The organism is Halomonas sp. AOP25-F1-15, from assembly GCF_052378675.1.
Taxonomy (GTDB): domain Bacteria; phylum Pseudomonadota; class Gammaproteobacteria; order Pseudomonadales; family Halomonadaceae; genus Vreelandella; species Vreelandella casei.
Genome location: NZ_JBQSXV010000004.1, coordinates 110,939 through 131,715, shown reverse-complemented (window position 1 = coordinate 131,715; position 20,777 = coordinate 110,939). Strand labels below are relative to the sequence as shown.

Annotated in this window: 18 protein-coding genes; 11 read left to right on the top strand and 7 right to left on the bottom strand. The window is 52.3% G+C overall.

The genetic code is table 11. The features are described 5' to 3' along the window. Positions 1–45: 45 nt before the first annotated feature. Positions 46–1,359, top strand: a complete 1,314-nt coding sequence (argA, locus tag ACT3TF_RS08950) for an amino-acid N-acetyltransferase (protein ID WP_444672063.1) — start codon at positions 46–48, stop codon at positions 1,357–1,359. Here argA and ACT3TF_RS08945 read toward each other — a convergent pair. Further along, entirely contained in the window at positions 1,356–2,348 is a 993-nt protein-coding gene (locus ACT3TF_RS08945) for a YeiH family protein (protein WP_444672062.1), read from the bottom strand. The genes argA and ACT3TF_RS08945 overlap by 4 nt on opposite strands. A 99-nt stretch (positions 2,349–2,447) precedes the next feature. Here ACT3TF_RS08945 and ACT3TF_RS08940 point away from each other — a divergent pair, with 99 nt between their 5' ends. Beyond that, a complete protein-coding gene (locus ACT3TF_RS08940) occupies positions 2,448–3,365 on the top strand; it encodes a LysR substrate-binding domain-containing protein (RefSeq protein ID WP_441686355.1) in 918 nt (305 codons plus the stop codon). 9 nt (positions 3,366–3,374) lie between these two features. Here ACT3TF_RS08940 and xseA read toward each other — a convergent pair whose 3' ends face one another. Then, complete coding sequence (xseA, locus tag ACT3TF_RS08935) at positions 3,375–4,715, bottom strand: exodeoxyribonuclease VII large subunit (RefSeq protein WP_444672061.1); 1,341 nt, start codon at positions 4,713–4,715, stop codon at positions 3,375–3,377. 196 nt (positions 4,716–4,911) lie between these two features. Between xseA and guaB the strand changes: the two genes are divergently transcribed. From guaB to ACT3TF_RS08915, 4 genes are all read left to right on the top strand, one after another. Beyond that, complete coding sequence (guaB, locus tag ACT3TF_RS08930; RefSeq protein WP_096281950.1) at positions 4,912–6,381, top strand: IMP dehydrogenase; 1,470 nt, start codon at positions 4,912–4,914, stop codon at positions 6,379–6,381. Between the two features lie 96 nt (positions 6,382–6,477). Continuing rightward, positions 6,478–8,055 (top strand): glutamine-hydrolyzing GMP synthase, encoded by a 1,578-nt coding sequence (gene guaA, locus ACT3TF_RS08925; protein WP_444624493.1) that lies wholly within the window; start codon positions 6,478–6,480, stop codon positions 8,053–8,055. 131 nt (positions 8,056–8,186) lie between these two features. Next, a complete protein-coding gene (locus ACT3TF_RS08920; RefSeq protein WP_444672060.1) occupies positions 8,187–10,862 on the top strand; it encodes an NACHT domain-containing protein in 2,676 nt (891 codons plus the stop codon). A gap of 521 nt (positions 10,863–11,383) precedes the next feature. Next, positions 11,384–12,496 (top strand): Fic family protein, encoded by a 1,113-nt coding sequence (locus ACT3TF_RS08915; RefSeq protein ID WP_444672059.1) that lies wholly within the window; start codon positions 11,384–11,386, stop codon positions 12,494–12,496. A 48-nt stretch (positions 12,497–12,544) separates the two neighbouring features. Here the strand turns inward: ACT3TF_RS08915 and ACT3TF_RS08910 are convergent, their stop codons facing one another. Next, positions 12,545–12,838, bottom strand: coding sequence for a hypothetical protein (locus tag ACT3TF_RS08910; protein ID WP_444672058.1), 294 nt, complete (start codon positions 12,836–12,838; stop codon positions 12,545–12,547). Between the two features lie 250 nt (positions 12,839–13,088). Here ACT3TF_RS08910 and ACT3TF_RS08905 point away from each other — a divergent pair, with 250 nt between their 5' ends. After that, positions 13,089–13,670, top strand: coding sequence for a DedA family protein (locus ACT3TF_RS08905; RefSeq protein WP_444672057.1), 582 nt, complete (start codon positions 13,089–13,091; stop codon positions 13,668–13,670). Between the two features lie 318 nt (positions 13,671–13,988). On the opposite strand, the gene ACT3TF_RS08900 is transcribed toward ACT3TF_RS08905, so the two are convergent. Both ACT3TF_RS08900 and ACT3TF_RS08895 read right to left on the bottom strand, forming a co-directional pair. Then, a complete protein-coding gene (locus ACT3TF_RS08900; protein WP_444672056.1) occupies positions 13,989–14,294 on the bottom strand; it encodes a hypothetical protein in 306 nt (101 codons plus the stop codon). Between the two features lie 144 nt (positions 14,295–14,438). Next, entirely contained in the window at positions 14,439–15,278 is an 840-nt protein-coding gene (locus ACT3TF_RS08895; RefSeq protein WP_444672055.1) for an SDR family oxidoreductase, read from the bottom strand. Between the two features lie 108 nt (positions 15,279–15,386). Here ACT3TF_RS08895 and ACT3TF_RS08890 point away from each other — a divergent pair, with 108 nt between their 5' ends. Continuing rightward, positions 15,387–16,271 carry a LysR family transcriptional regulator gene (locus ACT3TF_RS08890; RefSeq protein WP_444672054.1) on the top strand — a complete coding sequence of 295 codons (885 nt, stop codon included), beginning with the start codon at positions 15,387–15,389 and terminating at the stop codon, positions 16,269–16,271. Here ACT3TF_RS08890 and ACT3TF_RS08885 read toward each other — a convergent pair. Continuing rightward, positions 16,155–16,415, bottom strand: coding sequence for a GFA family protein (locus tag ACT3TF_RS08885; protein ID WP_442347253.1), 261 nt, complete (start codon positions 16,413–16,415; stop codon positions 16,155–16,157). The two genes, ACT3TF_RS08890 and ACT3TF_RS08885, sit on opposite strands and share 117 nt — an antisense overlap. A gap of 306 nt (positions 16,416–16,721) precedes the next feature. On the opposite strand from ACT3TF_RS08885, the gene ACT3TF_RS08880 reads away from it, so the two are divergent. The 3 genes from ACT3TF_RS08880 (at position 16,722) to ACT3TF_RS08870 (ending at position 19,496) form a co-directional block, all read left to right on the top strand. Next, complete coding sequence (locus ACT3TF_RS08880; RefSeq protein WP_096281931.1) at positions 16,722–17,543, top strand: type IV toxin-antitoxin system AbiEi family antitoxin domain-containing protein; 822 nt, start codon at positions 16,722–16,724, stop codon at positions 17,541–17,543. Beyond that, positions 17,533–18,450 carry a nucleotidyl transferase AbiEii/AbiGii toxin family protein gene (locus tag ACT3TF_RS08875; protein WP_096281930.1) on the top strand — a complete coding sequence of 306 codons (918 nt, stop codon included), beginning with the start codon at positions 17,533–17,535 and terminating at the stop codon, positions 18,448–18,450. Before ACT3TF_RS08880 ends, ACT3TF_RS08875 begins: the two co-directional genes overlap by 11 nt. A gap of 95 nt (positions 18,451–18,545) precedes the next feature. After that, positions 18,546–19,496 (top strand): DUF808 domain-containing protein, encoded by a 951-nt coding sequence (locus ACT3TF_RS08870; RefSeq protein WP_193063435.1) that lies wholly within the window; start codon positions 18,546–18,548, stop codon positions 19,494–19,496. A 419-nt stretch (positions 19,497–19,915) separates the two neighbouring features. Here ACT3TF_RS08870 and ACT3TF_RS08865 read toward each other — a convergent pair whose 3' ends face one another. Continuing rightward, entirely contained in the window at positions 19,916–20,758 is an 843-nt protein-coding gene (locus ACT3TF_RS08865) for an AraC family transcriptional regulator (protein ID WP_444672053.1), read from the bottom strand. Between the last annotated feature and the right edge of the window lie 19 nt (positions 20,759–20,777).

The window sequence follows — 20,777 nt, the reverse complement described above, 5'->3', positions numbered from 1 at the left end:
CGTGATAACAGCCTGTTTCTTTCACCTGCTGCCGGAGAGCGGCCCTTGGATACGCGCTTCCCCTTTGTTGATTGGTTTCGTAACGCTTCCCCCTACATTAATGCGCACCGGGGGCGAACCTTTGTCATCTTAATTGAAGGCGAAGCGATGGCCTCTGGCCGCGGGGAGCAGCTGATTCAAGATTTAGCGCTACTGCATACGCTGGGCGTGCGCTTGGTCGTGGTGTTTGGCACTCGCCCTCAGGTACAGGAAGCCTTAACGACGGCGGGCGTTGAGCCCACGCGTATTGATGGCCGCTGGGTCGCCGACCGCGCCGTGATGATGCACGTGGAGCAAGTCGCCGCGCACCAACGGCTGTGGTTAGAAGCGCGGCTTTCCCTTGGGCTGCCCAGCACGCCGCTGCACGGCGTTGAGCTTAGCGTGATCTCTGGCAATCTCGTGACCGCCAAGCCGCTCGGCGTAAGAGAAGGTGTGGACTTTGACCATGGCGGGGAAGTGCGTCGCGTGCGGGCCAGCGCCATTGAAGGCCTGCTGGAGAAGGGCTCGTTAGTGCTGCTGCCACCGCTGGGTTTTTCAAGTACGGGCGAGGTGTTTGATCTGGATGCCGCCGAAGTCGCCCAGCACGCCGCCGTGGCGCTAAAGGCCGATAAGTTGATTCTGCTCGGTGAATCCGAAGGCTTAGATGATGAGTGTGGGGCACTGCTGCGCCAGCTTTCTCCGGCAGAAGCGGAACCGCGTTTAAACGCCGCATTGCCAGGCAGTGAATTAGCCCGCCATTTACAGGCCGCCTGCACGGCGGCACGGCAGGGTGTAGCGCGCACGCATCTCCTTTCCTGGCGCAACCATGACGCTTTGCTGGGCGAGCTTTTTACTCGCGACGGCGTGGGCACCATGATTACTCAGCATCGCTACGAACAGCTGCGCCCGGCCACGCTCAACGATGTGACGGGCTTGCTGGAGCTGCTAGAGCCATTAGAGCGCCGCGGTATGCTGGTTGCGCGCTCAAGAGAACGCCTAGAGCACGACATCGATGACTACATGGTCATTGAGCGCGACGGCATGGTGATTGGCTGCGCGGCGCTACATGTGTTCACCGAGACGCGCATTGCCGAACTGGCCTGTGTGGCGGTACACGACAGCTACCGTGGCGGTGAGCGCGGCGAAAGCTTGGTGGAAGCCTTAGAGCGTCGCGCCCGCCAGCGGGGGCTTAGCGAGATATTCGTGCTCACTACGCATACCGCGCACTGGTTTGTTGAACGCGGATTTCACGCTGCCAGCCTAGATGATTTGCCACCGCTTAAACGTGAGGCCTACAACCACGCGCGCAAATCGAAAGTGTTGGTGAAAGCACTGGCTTAGCCCATGAGTAGCCGGCTGAGCAAGCCGCCGCCGACCAATAACAGCACAAATAGTATGAGTCCTAGAATAAAGGGACGAATACCTAATTCGACGAGCGTTGCTATTCGTGTACCGAAACCTAAGGCGGCCATGGCCATCGCTAATGCCATCTGCCCAGCGAGCGCCAGCGTCTGACCCAAGGCGCTGGGTAGCGCTACGAGGCTATTAACGCCAACTGCAGCCATAAAGCCGAAGGCAAACCAGGGCACAACCAGTGTCCCGGTTTTAATGCCCGCTTCAGAGGCATGCTGTTGACTCCACCATTGTCCGATAATCAGCAGGAAGGGAATGAGCAACATCACTCTGACGAGTTTGACGATAACGGCATTAGTGAGCGCTGCTTGGCCCACTGCATCGGCTGCGGCGACGACTTGAGCCACTTCATGAATGGTTGCCCCAATATAAACGCCATAGAGCCCTTCACTCATCCCCGTCAGTGGATACAGCAAGGGGTAGATAAACATTGCTAGCGTACCAAACAGCACTACCGTTGCTACTGCGATAGACGCTGCAGCGGGCTTAGAACGAATGGTAGTTTCAGTGGCCAGGACTGCGGCGGCACCACAGATAGCACTGCCTGCACAGGTCAGTAGCGTCGTTTCGCGATCCATCCCCAGTAGCCGAGTGCCGATTTGATAGCCGACGACTAAGACAGTGCAGACCACGACTATATCCAGCAGCAACGCCCACGGCCCTAGTGCAAAGACTTGTTGTACCGTCAATGAAAAACCGAAAAGTACGACCCCGCCTCGAAGCAACCAGCGGGTAGCAAAGTCCAGCCCTGGCTGAGTACGCGTAAAATGACGTGCCAGTGGCAGGTTGCCTGCTATCAGCCCCAAGAGCAATGCGGTCACTAATGGGCTGATGCCGCTGGATGCTAGCCAGGGCAGGTAGGTCAGTACAAAGCCTGCAAACGTTAATGCGCTACAGAGAAGTAGGCCTTGCCACATGAGTTAATGCCTTTAATATGGATTTATGGTTAGTCTATTAAGAAATAAGTTTATGCATTAACATTTAATAATAATATAGCTATTCGGTAGAGCCGATGTATGACACCGCATGTAACGTTTCGCCAGCTCCAGGTTTTTGTTTGTGTCGCTCAGGATGGCACTGTGATTGCCGCGGCTCGGCGCTTAAGCTTGTCTCAATCAGCCACCAGCCAATCACTGGCTGATTTCGAGCGGCAATTAGGGGTTGATCTCTTTGAGCGGCTGGGTCGCCGGTTACGGCTCAACGATTTAGGACGATCCCTTTTGCCTAGAGCCGAGCGTCTGCTTGATGGTATGGCTGAATTCATCGCCGCTGCTGAGGAGCCTGAAGGTGGGTTGCGAGGAACACTTATGGTGTCGGCAAGCACGACTATCGGTACTTACCTACTGCCTCCTCTAGCAGGTCATTTTTGTAATGAGCACTCGGAAGTGGACCTGCGCTTAAGACTTCGTAATACGAGTGATGTCATTACAGATTTGCTGCATTTTGATGCAGATATCGGTTTGATAGAAGGGGTGTGCCACGAATCACGTTTAGTCAGCCAGGCGTGGCATAAAGATAAGATGGTGATCATCTGCTCACCTGGGCATGCTTTGGCGCAGAAAAAACAGTTGGATGACGCCGACTTGGACCAGGCTGCATGGATTCTCCGTGAGCCCGGCTCCGGGACTCGAGATGTGTTTGAATCCGCAGTATTGCATCACGTTGAGCGGCTGCAGGTGCGTATGGAACTCAGTCAGAGCGAAGCTATCAAGCAATCGGTCAAGGCAGGCTTTGGGCTGGGTTGTTTGTCATATCTTAGCGTGGTGGGCGAGCTTCAGCGCGGCGAGTTAGTGGCACTTGAGAGTAAACTGACACTCTCCAGATCTTTTTCTTTGGTCTGGCATCCGGAGCGATATCGAAGCCCGCTATGGCAGGCATTCAAAGTGTTCTTGCTGGACGACGGCAATTTCCCCTACGCTAATATTCACTATTAGCCAAGAGTATTAGGATTTTAAGCGCCGCTTAACTTCGACATTCAATCTGCCTTCCGCAAGCTTCACGGTGAGCTTTTGACCTGGCTGGGTATCCGACGCGCGTCGAACCACCTGGCCCTGTTCATCCTGGGCAATCGCATAGCCTCGCCCCAATACGGCCAGTGGGCTGACTGCATTGAGCTCCCGCGCAGCGCTGGTTAGCCTTGCCTGTCGACTCTCAAGCTGGCGCTGCATCGCCGTACCCAGGCGGCGCTGCAGCTGGCTGACGCGTTCCTTTTCTGCACGGTGCAGGCGCGTCATATCCTGGCTGGTTAACCGTCTGCTCAGCTGTGTTACTTGCGCTTTTTGCTGGTCGAGCGTTTGCTGCATGGCGCGATTCAAACGCTGATTAAGGCCAGTTAAATGCTGGCGCTGACGGTTAAGCTGCTCGCCGGGGTGGCGCAGCTTGGCGCGCAGGGTATCTAGGCGTTGGCTATCGCGTTCCAGGCGTGCCTGCATCGCTCGCAGCAAACGGCTGTGCTGATATTCAAGCTGGCGCTTAAAGGTGTTTTGATCGGGCACCAAGCGCTCGGCAGCGGCAGAAGGGGTGGGGGCGCGCATATCCGCGGCAAAATCCGCCAGGGTGACATCGACCTCATGGCCCACCGCCGACATGACCGGCAGCCGGGAATGGAAAATCGCCCGCGCCAAATGCTCGTTATTAAACGCCCACAGGTCTTCAAGGCTCCCACCACCGCGGGTCATGAGAATCACATCGCGTTCAGGATCTAGTCGCGCCTGGCGATTGAGCAGGGCCAGCGCCGAGATCATCGCCGGTGCAGCCTCTGCTCCCTGCACTGGCACGGGAATCAGCGTGACATCTGCCAATGGCCAGCGGGCCTCCAGCACTGCCAGCACATCACGAATGGCCGCTCCGGTGGCAGAGCTTAAGATTAAAATTTTACGCGGTGGGAAGGGCAGTGGGCGGGTATTGGCAAACACGCCTTCGCCTTCCAGCTGCGCTTTTAAGCGTTCAAACGCCGCCAGTAGTTCACCCAGCCCTGCTGCCTGCACCGCGTCGGCAATCAGCTGATAATCGCCGCGCGGTTCGAACAGCGACACCCGCCCACGCAGCTTCACCTGATCACCATCGCGCATCGGGGCCGACACAAACCGCGCCCGCTGACGAAACAGCGCGCAGCGAATCTGCGCCCGGTCATCTTTCAACGTGAAATAGACATGGCCCGATGCCGGGCGAGAGACGTTAGAAAGCTCGCCCTCTACCCACACTTCGCCTACATCGCGCTCAAGCGTCTGCTTGGCACGCTGGTTGAGTTGGCTAACGGAAAGCGCCTGGGGAGTCTCTGGCATGATTTAATCTCAAAAAGCCGAATCGCAAATAAATAACAGCAGGTTAAGCCTATCATTAAGCCGTCATAAAAAACGGATTAGCCATTGGTCGCAGTTTGCTAGCGTCTCCGCATTGCTGGGGCGGCCCTCAAAACGCTATAATAGGCCATTAACCTTTCACGCCCCACTTCTCCTCTTCCATCAGGGTGTTGCCGCTATGCTACGTATGGCCCAAGAAGCGCTTACGTTCGATGACGTACTCCTCATTCCTGGCTTCTCCGACGTTCTACCCAAGGATGTCAGCCTCAAAACTCGCCTGACCCGCAATCTCTCGCTCAATATTCCCCTTGTTTCTGCCGCGATGGACACCGTTACCGAAGCCCGCCTGGCGATTGCCATGGCTCAGGAAGGCGGTATCGGCATTATTCATAAGAGCATGGCAGTCGCTCAGCAAGCAGCCGAAGTGCGTAAGGTCAAAAAGCACGAAAGCGTCATTGTTAAAGACCCGGTCACCGTTAGCCCCAAAGCGAAGCTGGAAGACCTGCTCAGCATGGCGAAAGAGTACGGCTTTTCGGGCTTCCCGGTGGTTGAAGGCGAAACGCTGGTCGGTATTGTGACTGAACGCGACATGCGCTTTCAGCCCAACGTAGGCGACAGCGTGGCCGATATCATGACCCCGCGTGAGCGTCTGATTACCGTGGCCGAAGGCACCGAGCTTGAAGTCAGCAAAGCCAAAATGCGCGAACACCGCATCGAAAAAATGCTGATCGTTGACGATGAGTTTCACCTGCGCGGTTTGGTGACCTTCCAAGATATCGAAAAAGCCCGCACCTACCCAATGGCCGCTAAAGATAGCGATGGCCGTTTGTTGGTAGGTGCCGCGGTGGGCACCGGCCCTGAAACGCCGGACCGCATCGCAGCGTTGGTTGAAGCAGGCGTTGACGTGCTGGTAGTCGATACCGCCCACGGCCACTCCAAAGGCGTTATTGATCGTGTGCGCTGGGTGAAAGAACATTATCCTGACCTGCAGGTGATTGGCGGCAACATCGCCACCGCCGCAGCCGCTGTTGCGCTGGCTGAAGCCGGTGCAGACGCCGTTAAGGTCGGTATCGGCCCAGGTTCTATCTGCACCACGCGCGTCGTGACCGGCGTTGGCGTGCTGCAAATCACCGCGGTTGCCAACGTTGCGGAAGCGCTTAAGCCGTTTAATATCCCGCTGATTGCCGATGGCGGCGTACGTTATTCTGGCGATATCGCCAAGGCGATCGTCGCTGGCGCCAGCACTGTGATGCTGGGCAGCATGTTTGCGGGTACGGAAGAGGCGCCCGGTGAAGTTGAGCTGTTCCAAGGGCGTACGTATAAAGCCTACCGTGGCATGGGTTCCATGGGCGCTATGTCCCAAACGCAAGGCTCCTCGGACCGCTACTTCCAGAGCAAAGATGAAGGTGTTGAGAAGCTGGTGCCGGAAGGTATTGAAGGTCGCGTACCTTACAAGGGGCAGATGACCGCCATTGTGCACCAAATGCTGGGCGGCCTGCGCGCCTCCATGGGCTACACCGGTTGTCACGACATCGAAGAAATGCGTACCAAGCCAGAGTTCGTCAAAATTACCGGCGCTGGTATGGCCGAATCTCACGTTCACGACGTGCAGATCACCAAAGAAGCTCCCAATTACCGGGTGAGCTAACCAGCACGTTTAGATAGATGGCGCGGCGGGCTTTGCCCCGCCGCTTGCTTTTTGGCCTTACCAGCGGCACCTACACCGCTTAACCGAGACCCCGCCATGAGTGACATTCACGCCCATAAGATTCTGATTCTCGACTTCGGCTCACAGTACACCCAACTGATCGCCCGCCGTGTACGCGAAATCGGAGTGTTCTCCGAAGTCCGCGCCTTCGATATCACCGAAGAAGAGATCCGCGAGTACAATCCTAACGGCATCATCCTCGCCGGTGGGCCGGAATCCGTGACCGAATTGGACTCCCCGCGTGCGCCGCAGTGCGTGTTCGAAATGGGCCTGCCGGTGTTTGGCATCTGCTACGGCATGCAGACCATGGCCGAGCAGCTGGGCGGTAAAGTGGAAGGCTCCAACCAAAGCGAGTTCGGTTACGCGCAGATCCAGATCGACGTCGACAATGCGCTGTTCAACGGCATTAAAGACCACGTAGACACCGCTTCCGGCAAGACTCTGTTAGACGTGTGGATGAGCCACGGCGACAAGGTAGCCAAGGCGCCGGATACCTTCACCGTAACGGCTTCCACCCCCAGCTGCCCGATTGCCGCTATGGCGTGGGAAGAGAAGCAGTTCTATGGCGTACAGTTCCACCCGGAAGTGACCCACACGCTGCAAGGCCAGCGCATTCTTGAGCACTTCGTGCTGAATATCTGTAAAGCCGAGAAGCTGTGGACGCCTGCGCAAATCATCGAAGACCAGGTACAGCGCGTACGTGACCAAGTGGGCGACCGCCATGTACTGCTCGGCCTTTCCGGCGGTGTCGATTCCTCTGTTGTGGCTGCGTTGCTGCACAAAGCGATTGGTACGCAGCTGACCTGCGTATTCGTCGACAACGGCCTGTTACGTAAGCAGGAGGGCGACCAGGTCATGGAAACCTTCGCCAAGCATATGGGCGTGAAGGTGATCCGCGTAGACGCCGAAGACCTGTTCCTAGGCAAGCTGAAAGGCGAAAGCGACCCGGAAGCCAAGCGTAAAATCATCGGCAATACCTTTATCGACGTGTTCGATGAAGAAGCCAATAAAATCGACGGCGTCGAGTTCCTGGCCCAAGGCACCATCTACCCGGACGTGATCGAATCCGCCGCCTCTAAAACCGGCAAATCGCACGTGATCAAATCCCACCACAACGTGGGTGGCCTGCCGGAAACCATGAAGCTCAAGCTGGTCGAGCCGTTGCGCGAACTGTTTAAAGACGAAGTGCGCAAACTCGGCCTGGAACTCGGCCTGCCCTACGATATGGTTTACCGCCACCCGTTCCCCGGCCCCGGCCTAGGCGTGCGTATTCTGGGTGAAGTCAAAAAAGAGTACGCCGACATCCTCCGCGACGCCGACGCTATCTTCATAGAAGAGCTGCGCGCCTCCGGCTGGTATGAAAAAACCAGCCAAGCGTTTGCCGTGTTCCTGCCGGTGAAATCCGTAGGCGTAGTCGGCGACGGCCGCCGCTACGAATGGGTCATCGCGCTACGCGCAGTAGAAACCATCGACTTCATGACCGCCCGCTGGGCGCACCTGCCTTACGAGCTGCTGGAGAAGGTTTCTAACCGGATTATTAATGAGCTGGGTGGGGTTTCTCGGGTGACTTATGACGTCTCCAGCAAGCCGCCTGCTACTATTGAGTGGGAGTGAGTGCTTACTCGCTAGCTCTTTGCTTTATAAACCCGCCTAGGCGGGTTTTTTTATTTTTATTGATATATTAATTTATCCACAGTTTTTGAGTAGTATCAGAGCTCTATAAAAATGATTTTAGGTGTTTTGTAATGGGAAAAATTTTGGAGTCACTAGTTGCTTTAGGTGAAGATGAGTTTACTAAAGAAATATTAAAGCCTCTTTTTGAGGCAATGGGTTACGAAAGAGTAGAATTTAATGGTGGGCCATACGAAAAAGGTAAAGATTTAATAGCTCAGCGACGTATACCGCCTATGAAAGAAATGTTTGTAGTTTATATTCAATCTAAAAAAATAGGCAATTCTCAGAAAACGTTTGATGGCGCGAAGTTTACCTCATTAGTACATCAATTGAGACAGTGCTGTACTACAACTGTAAAAGATAATGAAGGAAATGAGTTAAAGCCTAATCTCGTTTATTTAGCATGCCCTGAGCAAATAAAGACTAGGTTTCTTGATGAAGTAATGTCTCAGATGATAGGTTTGCCAATAGAGGTGCGACCTTATGATGGAGTGCAAATAATCAATGATATAAGAGATTATAAGCCAGAGCTTCTTGAAAAGCTTCTTCCAATGGGCGAAAAGTTAACTCAGTATTCCACTAGGCTAGATAATAATGAAGAGTTGCTACAAGCGCTCAAAAGTGAGAATAAAGTTATTTTTAACGACTACTATAGTGATTTAAGTTTTTTTGTAGGCTACTTTGATAGCAATCTTCTTCTTCACTTAAATGTTGTTCTTGTCAAAGATACGATAAATATATTTGAAGATTCATGGGGGGTGACAAGAAAAGAAATTTTATTGCTGAAAGAGAGCCATAATATTTCTGTATTGACACAAGATGTGTCTGAGATAGAGAGTGTTTTTGAAAAGTGGAAGGAGGATTATGAATCCATAGAAAATAAAAATATAATTCAGGAGGTTGATTCAATAGAAAAAGAAATATTAGATTTAAACAATAAATTGCAGTCTAAAATTAAAGAGCAAAAAGAAGAGCTGAATTTTAGTGGTAAAATTGAAAGGCTTAGTCTTGAGGAAAATGAATATAAAAGAAGATCGAAAATTATTTCTGAAATTGAGTTTTTTTATGATTCAAATAAATGTGTTGATTTAAAATTTGAAATAAGTAAAAAAGAAGAGTCGATAGTTTTTTATAAAGAGCTAGATGTGTTTGTTGATCTTTTGTCTAAAAGAAACTCACTTGGCGAAAAGCTGAATTTTTTTAAAGATCAAAAAGTACCTGCTCCTTTGTATAAGCTGGAAATTGATTTTAAAGTGATTGACGATAGAGTTAAATCTATAAGAGAAAGATATCTTAATGGAGTTGAAGATATTAATAATCGAGTTATGAATTTTCTAGATTTGAAGGATTTTCTTTCAGAGATAGAAAGCTCATTATCTTTTTTATCGCATATTAGAAGTAGTGAAAGCTTTCTCAATGAAGCAGTAGACTTTAAAGTTAGTGCGTCAGGTAAGGATCGAGTATCAATTTCTCCCCATGATGTATTTGAAACTAAACATGATATTGCTATATACGGGGGAGCAGGAGTTGGTAAAACAACAACCTTAAAAATGTATGCAAGTAGGTATGCTAAAAAAGACAAGCCTGAAGTTATTTATGTTCCACTCAATAGCTTGGTTTCTAAATATAATAGTTTTTTAAAATCAAATAAAAGTGTAACTATTTTAGAAAATAGTTTAATAGCCTCATTAGTTCTTATGAGCAAAAGTCTAATTGTCAATAAAGAAAATATTCGAGAAGTAAATAATATTTTTTCGCTAGGCGGGACTCTAATTCTAGATGGTCTGGATGAGGTTTATAATACTATTCCTAATATACTTTTAGAAATATCTAGTTTGAAGTCAAAAAAGCCTAATCTTCAGTTGATAGTATCAAGTAGAGACTGCGTAAGTTATTTGAAAGATATAAGTTTCTTAGGTATAACGTTACTCCCGTTTACGAAGCCTCAACTTATAAGATTTATTAATGGATGGTTTGATGATAGTGCTCAAGCCAATAAATTAATTAGTGCTATAGAGAAAAAAGATATATTTGAAAATATAAGAACTCCACTTTTAGCGACTATAACTTGTTCATTAGTAGAAAAAGGTATTGATGCACCTTCTACAGAAAATGAAATATATTCGCAAAGATTGCGTTTGTTAACTGGAGATTATGATGTTCATAAAAAAATAAATAGACAAAAAAATACTAGCGATATGCTTAGACGATGCGCAAAGAAAATAGCATTTTATATGCATAAAAAAGGTGTAAGGAGTATGCAGAAAGACGAAATTATAAAATATATAAAATCTGATTTTGGTGAAAGTTTTAATAAGCAATTGTTGGAAAGTTGCGTTGTTGATTTAATTGATCCTTGTAATGTTATTATTTACGATTCTCATTCGGATAGCTACACGTTTGGGCATTTTAGGTATCAAGAACATTTGGCTTCAGAAGAAATTAGTTCTAATAGAGAAGTAGATATACTTGATCTTTTGTTTGATGATTGGTGGAGGGGGGCTCTATGCTTATATGCTCAAGAAAATGATTTTTGTTCTTTGATAGAAAATTGTTATAATAAATATGGAAGTGTAAAAAGAGCTCGTATAACACTCGATGCTATGATAAAAAACACTACTAAGAGTAAAAGGCCAAGACATTTAGAGATTTTTAATAATTACAGTAGTCTAAGCGATTTTGAAGCTGGTCTTTACGAAGATAGTTATCTTGATGACTGGGATGATCCCAATGACCTTATAAGATAGGATTTTATGAATATCTTATTTTAAACCGTATAGGTTTTGCTTTAGTCGATAATTTTTAGTTATTGTTTTCTTGTGTTAATAACAAGGTATTATGACGGGCATTGTCCAAAGTGAATGCCATAATGCGCGCGCACTGGATCCAACTAATTATTTGTATCCCGTGTGCGTAGATTATTTTCCATTTATTCCTCACTAACCCAAAATTGATGAACCTCATACTAGGCAGAAATAGCGCCCTTGGTAGTGGTGCGCTTCACCTTCGATAATGACTGCTTGTTTGGGGCAATCGGCAGCTGCATAGAGCTGCAAAGAAAAGTGCATCATTATGCTTTAGGCAATCCATACAGTGACAAAATCCTATCCGAAGCGGCTCGCAATTGACGCTATTCGGATTTTAAAGCAGACACAGTTACCACTAGTTGTTCCATAACTAGCCTATCAAAGTTGCATCACTAGCCCATGAGCCGAATATAATCCATAATCGGCTCATAATATGATCTGAATAGGTGGGCAGTCGGCTCATGTATATCTGGGAACAGCGACATTGGCCGCATTTTGAGTGGGACGAATCTGTACTTCGGCCTACGTTGGATGCCGTGCGGCTACTGCAAGGCCGGGTGTTGGGTAAAACCGAGGCTGTCCACGGCCAGGCTGATCTGGACGTGGAGATGGATGCGCTAATCCAGAATGCTATTCGTACCAGTGAAATCGAAGGTGAGCGCCTGGACGTTGGCTCTGTGAGGTCTTCCGTTGCTCGCCAGTTGGGGTTAGAGCAGGCCGGTGTCTCTGCCAGAACAACACCCGAATCCGAAGCGCTGGTCGAGCTGTTGCTGCAATCCACGCATCAATTGGATGAGCCGCTTTCCCGCGAACAGTTGTGCCTCTGGCAGTCCATGCTTTTTGTGCAAGGCCCCGGCGTGCTTGGCAATGTACGTGTAGGCGAGCTGCGTGGTGATCACCCCATGCAAGTAGGGTCGGGAAGGATTGATCAGCCTATTGTGCATTTTGAAGCACCGCCCCGTAAGCAGCTGGAGGCTGAGCTGGATGCCTTTATTACTTGGTTCAACCAGCCGCCTCAGGGGCTTGATGGGCTGGTTCGCGCTGGCATAACCCATCTATGGTTGATTACCTTGCATCCCTTTGATGATGGCAACGGGCGCGTTACCCGCGCGGTGACAGATCGCGCGCTAGCCCAAGCAGAACGGCAATCCGTCCGCTTCTATTCCTTGAGCGCAGCCATTATGTCTCGCCGCCATGCTTACTACGATCACCTTGAAAGCGCTCAGAAAGGCAGCCTTGATATTACGCCGTGGTTGTTGTGGTTTCTGGACACGCTGAAAGAGGCGCTTGAGCAAGCGCTGTTAAGAATCGACCGTGTACTCATGAAAAACACCTTCTGGCAGCGACATGCCACCACCGTGATGAATGAACGGCAAATCAAGGTGCTGAATCGTTTGTTGGATACGGCAGGGGAGGAGTTTGAGCAGGGCATCAACGCTCGTAAGTACCAATCGTTGGCCAAAGTGAGTAAAGCCACCGCAACGCGAGATTTAGCCGAGCTGCTGGAAAAAGGCTGCCTTTCTAAGCTTCCCGGCGGCGGGCGCAGCACGCGTTACTCCGTGGTGGTGGATTAGGGCTGCCTGTTGAGAACTATAGGTTCCAAGGGGTTAGTCAGAGACGCCCTAGCATTTGTCGTGATACAGCGGGGCATCGGTGCCCAACGCTAGTTGCTTGGTGGCGCTGTTGTAGGGGAAGTGACCGGACTCTGCGCGTAAAAGCGCATAGTCGCCGCATACTCCATAGCCCTTGTTGACTCGCTTCAAGTTCGAGATCTCGGTCGGTGCCTGGCTGTCGAGGCGTTCCGTTATGATCGCGGCGATGTGGGTATCACGCTGGGCCTCGGAGTAGGCTTGGCCACCGAATATCAGGCCTGCAACGATGAAAATGGCGACGACGGGTATCCATGGGTTATGCATGGCGTGTCCAGTGAGTAGGTGTGGTTGTGTATGATGCCAATAGGAAAAGTATTTAGCAGGACAATCACGGGTTGCTGGTTCAGCTTTACGGGTTGTTGTGGGCTGAGTTGCTGTTGAACGCGACTCGCAGATTAAATAAGCTGCCTACCGCCCAAAAGCCTTATTTAACCTCCGCATCATCCCGAATCGCGATAGAGATGGCGTTTATATGGCGCCCACGGTTCCGGGGTAACTTTATGGATGAACGCAAATGACGCTTGACCATTTTGTGGCCGATTATGGCAGCTTCGGCCTGTTCGTGGGGGCGAGCTTGGAGGGCGAAGGCGTCGCGATGCTTGGCGGCATCATGTCTCATCAGCACCTGATCGGATTTTGGCCCGCTATCATCTCCCTTGCGTTGGGCTCTTTCCTTGCGGATCAACTATTCTTCCTGCTGGGACATGGGTGGCGCAATAGCGCTATCGTTCGTTCGGTTCAGGGTAGCGCAGCAGGTGGGCGTGTACTGACGACGTTCAACGCCAACCCGAACGTTTTCGCTTTCTCCTTGCGATTCCTTTACGGACTACGCATGGCCGGTGCGGTGACCATCGGCACGACCAACTTTCCTTGGCCACGATTTATCCTACTCAATGCTCTTTCGGCGTTGATCTGGTCAACGGCCTGGGTCACGCTCGGTTATGTGTGTGGTCAGGCAGTCGCGCCACTTTTTGAGCGGCTGAGCAGTCTTTCCCATTTTGTGCTGGCGGGTGTTGCCGCCATCCTTTGCGTCGCGGTAGTGGCCGTGGTGGCTGCCCGGCGGAGACGAGCTCAACGCTTGACGACGCGCGATTGAACTCGCTGCATCCACAAGAGCGCGACATTACTCTATCGTTTGCGCCTCAGCACGAGATAGACAGGCGAGCTGCGAGGCGTTCACTCGGTGCAAGTGGTGTCGGGGCGGCTTGATCGGCCTACTGTCCATTTTGAAGCGCCGCCCCGTGAACAGTTGGAAGCTGAACTGCGTGGTTTAACCAACCACCACAGAGACTGGATGGGCTGATTCGCGCTGGCTCAGTCAGAGCGGCAATCAGTGCGGTTCTATTCCCTAAGCGCGGCCATTATGGCGCGACGTTTACCGCTCAAAAGATCGTGAAAAGGTTCTAAGAGACCCTCAGAGACGCCCCCCGCAGTTGTCTTGATACAGCGGGTCATCGGTGCCCAGCGCTAGGCGTTTGGTGGCGCTGTTGTAGTAGAAGTGACCGGACTCGGCGCCTGAGAGCTCGTAGTCGCCGCACACCCCATAGCCCTTGTTGACTCGCTTCAGGTTCAAGATCTCGGTCGGTGCCTGGCTGTCGAGGCGTTCCGTTATGATCGCGGCGATGTGGGCATCACGCTGGGCCTCGGAGTAGGCCTGGCTACCGAATACCAGGGCAGCAACGGCGAAAATGGCGACGACGGGAATCCATAGATTATGCATAGCGTGTCCAGTCAGAGAAGATGAAAGTGCATGAAGTCGGCAAGAAAAGTATTTAGCTGGATAATAACTTTTTGCCCATACCATCGTCCATGAGCTGACTATCAACCTTAATCGGCTCATTTTCTCCGCTGTGTAGGGCACGCTCTATTCGATGAACGCATCTTTATCGACCGCCAGCGTCAGCGGTTTGTTTGCCTCCAGTTCATTCTTCCTTTGCGTCAGCGCTTGGCTAATGGAGTGATAGGCCGTGCTGCCCAATGCCAGCCTAAACGGGGCAGAGGGTAGGTCGGCGGTGTCGATGAGGCGGTTCACGGTTTTAATCGCATCGCCTTTAATGGCGAAAGCCCCCGACGCCAACGCACGGCGCGTTTCGCCCGCGGGTGTTTCTTCATACACGGGCATGGGGTGCGTGCGGTCCAGCGCCTCGCCGAACTGGGTGGCGGTGGGGCCGGGTTCGGCAAGGATGAAGTCGATTCCAAAGGGTGCGACTTCTTGCGCGACCGACTCGACGAACCCTTCGATACCCCATTTGCTGGCGTGGTAAAGGCTGAAACACGGGTAGGCGATTTGACCGCCTTCCGACGATACCTGCACGATACGCCCACCTCCTTGCTCGCGCAGGTGGGGTAGCACCGCCCGAATCAATTGAATCGAGCCGGTGAGATTGGTCGCTATCTGCCGCTCAATCTGTTCATCCGTGGCTTCTTCGGCGGCGCCAAACACGCCATAGCCTGCGTTGCTGACCACCACATCGATTCGACCGAAGGCGGCAAAGGCTTGCGCTACGCCCTTTCTCATTGCCTGCGTATCGGTCACGTCGAAGTTCACCACGTAAAGGCGCTCCCCATGCTTGGCCAGCAGGTCGTCCAGCGAACCGTGTCGGCGTAGCGTGGCGACCACGCGGTCGCCGCGTTCGAGCAGGCGTTCGGTAAGCAGGCGGCCAAGGCCGGTCGAGGTGCCTGTAATCAGCCAGGTTTTAGCCATTTATTATCTCCCGTGAAGTGATTAAGTGTTGCGAGAGATAGGCTAGGCCAGTATTACTGTTAATAGAATACTCAACAATTGAGACAAGTTAGTGAGGGGTGTTCACCAATGAGCAAGCCGACGTTAGCGGACCTTAAGGCGTTTAAAGCGGTGGCTGAACACCAGAGCTTTCGCCGTGCGGCTGATCTAATGGGCGTTAGTCGGTCGTCGCTAAGCCATACCCTGCGAACCCTTGAGCGCAGATTGGGTACGCGGCTACTACATCGAACTACGCGGAGTGTCTCGTTGACCGAGAGTGGTGAGCGTTTACTCTTGCGTTTGGGCCCGCTCTTGGGCGAGCTGGACACTCTGCTGGAAGAAGCCTCAAGCCTTGAAGGTAAGGTCACGGGGAGGTTAAGGATTAACGCTAGCGAAGCGGCGATTCGCCTGTTGCTTGAGCGTGTCGTGCCCCGCTTCCTAACGCTTTACCAGGATGTCGAGCTTGATCTGGTGGCAGAAGGGCGGCTGGTCGATATTGTCGAGGAAGGGTTCGATGCCGGGATAAGGCTAAGGGAAGCTGTTCCCAAGGATATGATTGCCGTGCCTGTCGGCGGAGAGCTGCGGTTTCTTGCCGTTGCCTCGCCTGGTTATTTACAGGGCAAGCCGATACCTAAGACGCCCGATCAGCTCGCCCTGCATCAATGCATCAGGCAGAGGCTGCCCAGTGGCAAACGTTACCGCTGGGAATTCCAGCAGCACGGCCAAGAGGTGGTGGTCGATGTGCCGGGAGCCATGACGCTGGATAGCAGCCAGCTGATGGTAGAGGCGGCCGTGGCGGGGTTGGGCATCGCTTATGTGCCTGAACCTTATGCACACGTAGCGCTTCGCGATGAGACGTTAGTAACGGTGCTTGAGGATTGGTGCCCTTACATAGCTGGCCTGTATCTTTACTACCCCAATAACCGCCATGTACCGCCCAGCTTGCGGGCCTTTATTGATCTGTTGCGAGAGTGACCTACTGCAAGCGGTGGCCGCATACAAAAGCGCCCCGTGATGCTTGCGGCAATCCATACAGTGGCAAATACCTACCCGGAGCGGCTCGCCATTGGCCACGATTCGGATCTTACCGCAGAGACAGCCACCCGTTAGTTGAACCATTGTTAATCTCCAGAAGATTCATACATTTAAAGTAGGTGGCACTTTTGGTTTTGTCTTGCTGCCGTATCGTATGTATTTGATGCCGGCAAACTGACGTAAATTGAACTGTTGGATGAGTCGGGTTTTCTCTGCGCTCCTGGAATCCAGTCGTATCGCGACTACAAGCAGGCGCGGGCCTTAAGCTGGTAAATCGCCTTCCTGTGGTTCTTTAAAAGATAGATAATTGGTGAGCTAAAAGTACACAAAATTTGATTTTATTAAAGATACTAATGACAGATTATTTAGTTAAGTGCTAATTTGTGAACCATGAGTACACTTAAAGAAGAAAAGCTAAAGAAAGTGCTTGAAGCCATACCTTCAGGATTCATGGTCGACACCGCATGGCTTGAACGCCACGGTGTAAGCCGTTTCCTTGCTCGTAAATACGTCGATAACGGCTGGCTGGAGCGCGTTAACCGCGGCGTCTTCCGACGCCCCGCGCCGAATGCAACAACGTCGGCCACAATCGATTGGAAAACCTGCCTGCTCTCCATGCAGCATATGATGCGCTATGACATCTATGTCGGTGGCACAACGGCACTTACCCAACAGGGCTTCGATCACTATCTGCGGCTGGGTAGCAGTGCGCCTATCTGGGTATATGGCAACGTCACACCCAACTGGCTCAGCAAACTGCCACTAAACGCACCCATCGTCACCCGCAGCACCTTACTGTTCGCCGATCCGTCACTTGGGCTTGCCAGAAACAATATCAACGACGAAGACACGCTGCCATGGGACTGGACGCTTAATATGTCGGCACCTGAACGGGCGATTATGGAAGCCATGGACGAGTTGCCCGACCAAGAGAGTTTTCATAACCTTGATATGGTGTTCGAGAGCTTGACGACACTGCGGCCGAAACTACTGTCGGCGTTGCTGCACAGTTGCAAGAAGATCAAGGTAAAGCGGCTGTTCTTTGTCTTTGCCGATCGCCACGACCATCCCTGGCGCAAGCGCCTTGATCCAGCAGCATTCAATCTTGGGAGTGGCGACCGTGCACTGGTAAAAGGGGGCAAGATACATCCACTTTATCGGATTATGGTGCCTGAAGCGTTTGTAAAGGCGGAGGCAGAAGATGGCGCGTGAAACCTATGAAGCGCAGGTCGCACTCCTTGTGCGCATTCTTCCGCATGTGGCGAAGGAAGATGTATTCGCGCTGAAGGGAGGCACAGCGATCAACCTGTTCTATCGTGATCTTCCGCGTTTGTCGGTCGATATCGACCTGACCTACCTTCCGGTTAAAGATAGGAATGACAGCCTTTCCGAAATCAACGACGCTATGGATCGCATTGCGTGTGCCATTGAAGGCGGTATCGTTGGTGCCAAAACACAACGTATCAAGGGCGGCGGCGGTGGCGCCACTCGTCTTCTTGCCCGCATGGGTGGCGTAGAGATCAAGATCGAAACCTCTCCAGTTACACGCGGCGTCGTTCATGATCCTGAAACGCTTTCCGTCTCTGAAGCTGTTGAGGATGAGTTCGGCTATGCAGAGATGCAGATTGTCTCCTTCGAAGATTTGTTCGGCGGTAAGTTGAACGCAGCCGTTGACCGTCAGCATCCGCGCGACCTTTATGATGTGAAGCTGCTTTACGATAACGAAGGCCTAACGGATGATCTATTTCGCACTTTTCTGATCTATATTGCGAGCTCGCCGCGCCCCGCGCATGAGTTGCTGAATCCGAATCTCATCAAACTTGATCAGCCTTATACTCAAGAATTTGAGGGAATGACCAGAGCTTCTGTCAGTCTCCAAGAGCTCTTGGACACCCGTAACCGATTGATTGCAGATATTCAATCCCGCTTCGATGAGAACACCAAGCGATTCCTAATGAGCCTGCATGACGGTACGCCCGATTTTGATGCTATTGATCGCCCTCGAGCGGCGGATCTGCCTGCCGTACGCTGGAAACTTATCAACCTGGAAAAGCTGAAAAACGAAAATGCCGACAAGCATGCTCAGCAACGTCATGAGCTGGAAGGGCTGCTAGGGTAAGGTGAACAGATCGGAATCTTGAAGCAAACGAGGCAACTTGCCCCACCCGCTATGTGCTTTACTATCTTTAACTGTTATTCACGGAGGAAACGTCCATGGCCATAGGCGGCTTGATAGGATTACTGGACGACATTGCCGCATTGGCGAAGTTGTCCGCAGCATCACTGGATGATGTGAGTGCCGCTGCTGGGCGTGCGACGGCGAAGGCGGCCGGGGTGGTGGTCGATGATACGGCCGTGACGCCACAATATTTGCAGGGGGTGGCAGCGGAGCGTGAACTGGCGATTGTGAAGCAGATCGCGCTGGGGTCGATCCGCAATAAGCTGGTTTTCATCCTGCCAGTGGCGCTACTGCTGAACCACTTTTTGCCCGTGCTATTGCCGATCATTCTGATGGTGGGGGGCACCTACCTGGCCTTTGAAGGCGCGGAGAAGGTCTGGCATAAGCTCTCCGGGGGCCATGATGAAGAAAAACCTTCGGTGGAAAAGGGGCCGGAAGCCGAGAAGAAGATCGTGAGTGGTGCCGTGCGGACTGACCTGATTCTATCCGCCGAAATTATGGTGATCGCGCTTTCTTCTGTTGCGCATCAAGGGTTCTGGTCACAGATGGTGAGCCTGATCGTGGTTGCGTTTGTTATCACTATTCTGGTGTATGGCGTGGTGGCGCTGTTGGTCAGAATGGATGATTTCGGCCTGAAACTCGCTAAGCGGGATAGCTCGGGCGTGCAGAAGCTGGGCCGTGGTCTGGTGACTGCTATGCCCAAGGTGCTGGCGACTATCGCGGTTGTGGGCACCGTCGCCATGCTATGGGTGGGCGGGCATATCCTGATGGCCAACCTGGGCGCCGATGGAACGGGTTGGTTCAACGCGCCCTATGATTGGGTACACCATATTGAGCATAGCATTAGCGAGGCAACCGGTGCGTTGGGCGGCATACTGGGCTGGAGCTTCAATACGCTGTGCTCTGCGGTGATTGGCTTTTTGGTGGGCTCGGTTGTTGTGGGTATTCTGCACTTCATTCCTTCCAAGAAGGCGCATTCCGAATAGGTGCGGGCCGTGACGTGTGTATCAGGCATCTGAATGCCCGCCATATTGTACTCACTCGCGTATCGGTTCACTCATATCACTCTAGAAAATGATCTTGAGCCGAATACAAAGCCTAATCGGCTCAATATGTGATCCGAATAGGCCGTGGGCAGAGCTTGGCTCTCTAAGAGCCCTTTCCCCAAAGTGATGCCAGTGGCCCGCCTACCGGGGATTCTTTTGGTAAGGCTACGCAAGCCACCCGCGCCTGTGCTGTCGCAAGCCGCGCGGGGTCGCCGCGCTTTATTTCTGGATATTGTTCCGGTGGATCCGGTGGCTAAGCGCCGACCATGTAGGAGTCGTCGTCCGACGCTACGCTGGAATGCACAATTCCTGCTGGAAGCACCAGCACATCTCGCTAACCTCTGAACAAACTATGCTTGCTACTCCTCCCGTTGGCGGCTAGTCGCTTGGACGAAAGCGGTAGGGGATTGGCCAAGCACCTTGCGAAACATGCTGGAGAAAGCGGCTGGGCTGTCGTAGCCAAGTTCCAGTGCGGTTCGGGTAACGGAGCTGCCGGATAGCAGCCTGGGAATAGCCGCCATCAGGCAGGCCTGCTGGCGCCATACGCCAAAGGAGAGTCCGGTTTGCTGGCGGAACAGGCGATTGAAAGTGCGTTGACTGCAATGCAACTGCTGAGCCCACTTTTCGGGAAGGGAGTGAATGTTCGGCTGGCCGAGGAATGCTCTGCACAGGCTGGCGAGCGGAAGGTCATGAGGGAGGGGCGCAAACAGTGGCAGGGCCTGAGCCTGTTCCAGTTCGTAGAGAAGTAGTTGCGCCAGGGCGCCGTCGCGGCCGTTTTCCTCATAGAGTGCGGGGATGTGGGCGGAAGCCAGCAGCAAGTGATGTAGGAGGGGTGTCACGACCAGCACCTCGCAGCTGGGCGAAGCGCGTGGTGCGACGTGGGGCTCGATATACAGACTTCGGGTGCTCACCTCGTTCATGCGCACTTGATGGCGCTTGCCCGCCGGTAGCCAGACGCCGCTGTAAGGCGGCACCATCCAGGTGCCGTCATCCGTATTGACTTCCATCACGCCGGTCATGCCATAGAGAAACTGGGCGCGGCGGTGGGTATGAAAGTCGAGGAGGGTGCCGGAACAGTAGTCAGTACCGATGGCCACCACGGGTCTTGCTACATGATCCACCTCTGACAGCGGCGTATTGAGCATAAGCGTGAACCTGGCTGAAACGCGTTGATGGTTGTCCGAATGACGAATGTCGGCCAAACCTCGCCAGCATATAGTG

What these genes read in the sequence shown, in the direction of transcription:
- ACT3TF_RS08945 (WP_444672062.1), bottom strand. Translation starts at nt 2,348, where the DNA reads ATGTGGCAAGGCCTACTTCTCTGTAGCGCATTAACGTTTGCAGGCTTT.
- ACT3TF_RS08940 (WP_441686355.1), top strand. Translation starts at nt 2,448, where the DNA reads ATGACACCGCATGTAACGTTTCGCCAGCTCCAGGTTTTTGTTTGTGTC.
- xseA (WP_444672061.1), bottom strand. Translation starts at nt 4,715, where the DNA reads ATGCCAGAGACTCCCCAGGCGCTTTCCGTTAGCCAACTCAACCAGCGT.
- guaB (WP_096281950.1), top strand. Translation starts at nt 4,912, where the DNA reads ATGCTACGTATGGCCCAAGAAGCGCTTACGTTCGATGACGTACTCCTC.
- guaA (WP_444624493.1), top strand. Translation starts at nt 6,478, where the DNA reads ATGAGTGACATTCACGCCCATAAGATTCTGATTCTCGACTTCGGCTCA.
- ACT3TF_RS08920 (WP_444672060.1), top strand. Translation starts at nt 8,187, where the DNA reads ATGGGAAAAATTTTGGAGTCACTAGTTGCTTTAGGTGAAGATGAGTTT.
- ACT3TF_RS08915 (WP_444672059.1), top strand. Translation starts at nt 11,384, where the DNA reads ATGTATATCTGGGAACAGCGACATTGGCCGCATTTTGAGTGGGACGAA.
- ACT3TF_RS08910 (WP_444672058.1), bottom strand. Translation starts at nt 12,838, where the DNA reads ATGCATAACCCATGGATACCCGTCGTCGCCATTTTCATCGTTGCAGGC.
- ACT3TF_RS08905 (WP_444672057.1), top strand. Translation starts at nt 13,089, where the DNA reads ATGACGCTTGACCATTTTGTGGCCGATTATGGCAGCTTCGGCCTGTTC.
- ACT3TF_RS08900 (WP_444672056.1), bottom strand. Translation starts at nt 14,294, where the DNA reads ATGCATAATCTATGGATTCCCGTCGTCGCCATTTTCGCCGTTGCTGCC.
- ACT3TF_RS08895 (WP_444672055.1), bottom strand. Translation starts at nt 15,278, where the DNA reads ATGGCTAAAACCTGGCTGATTACAGGCACCTCGACCGGCCTTGGCCGC.
- ACT3TF_RS08890 (WP_444672054.1), top strand. Translation starts at nt 15,387, where the DNA reads ATGAGCAAGCCGACGTTAGCGGACCTTAAGGCGTTTAAAGCGGTGGCT.
- ACT3TF_RS08885 (WP_442347253.1), bottom strand. Translation starts at nt 16,415, where the DNA reads ATGGTTCAACTAACGGGTGGCTGTCTCTGCGGTAAGATCCGAATCGTG.
- ACT3TF_RS08880 (WP_096281931.1), top strand. Translation starts at nt 16,722, where the DNA reads ATGAGTACACTTAAAGAAGAAAAGCTAAAGAAAGTGCTTGAAGCCATA.
- ACT3TF_RS08875 (WP_096281930.1), top strand. Translation starts at nt 17,533, where the DNA reads ATGGCGCGTGAAACCTATGAAGCGCAGGTCGCACTCCTTGTGCGCATT.
- ACT3TF_RS08870 (WP_193063435.1), top strand. Translation starts at nt 18,546, where the DNA reads ATGGCCATAGGCGGCTTGATAGGATTACTGGACGACATTGCCGCATTG.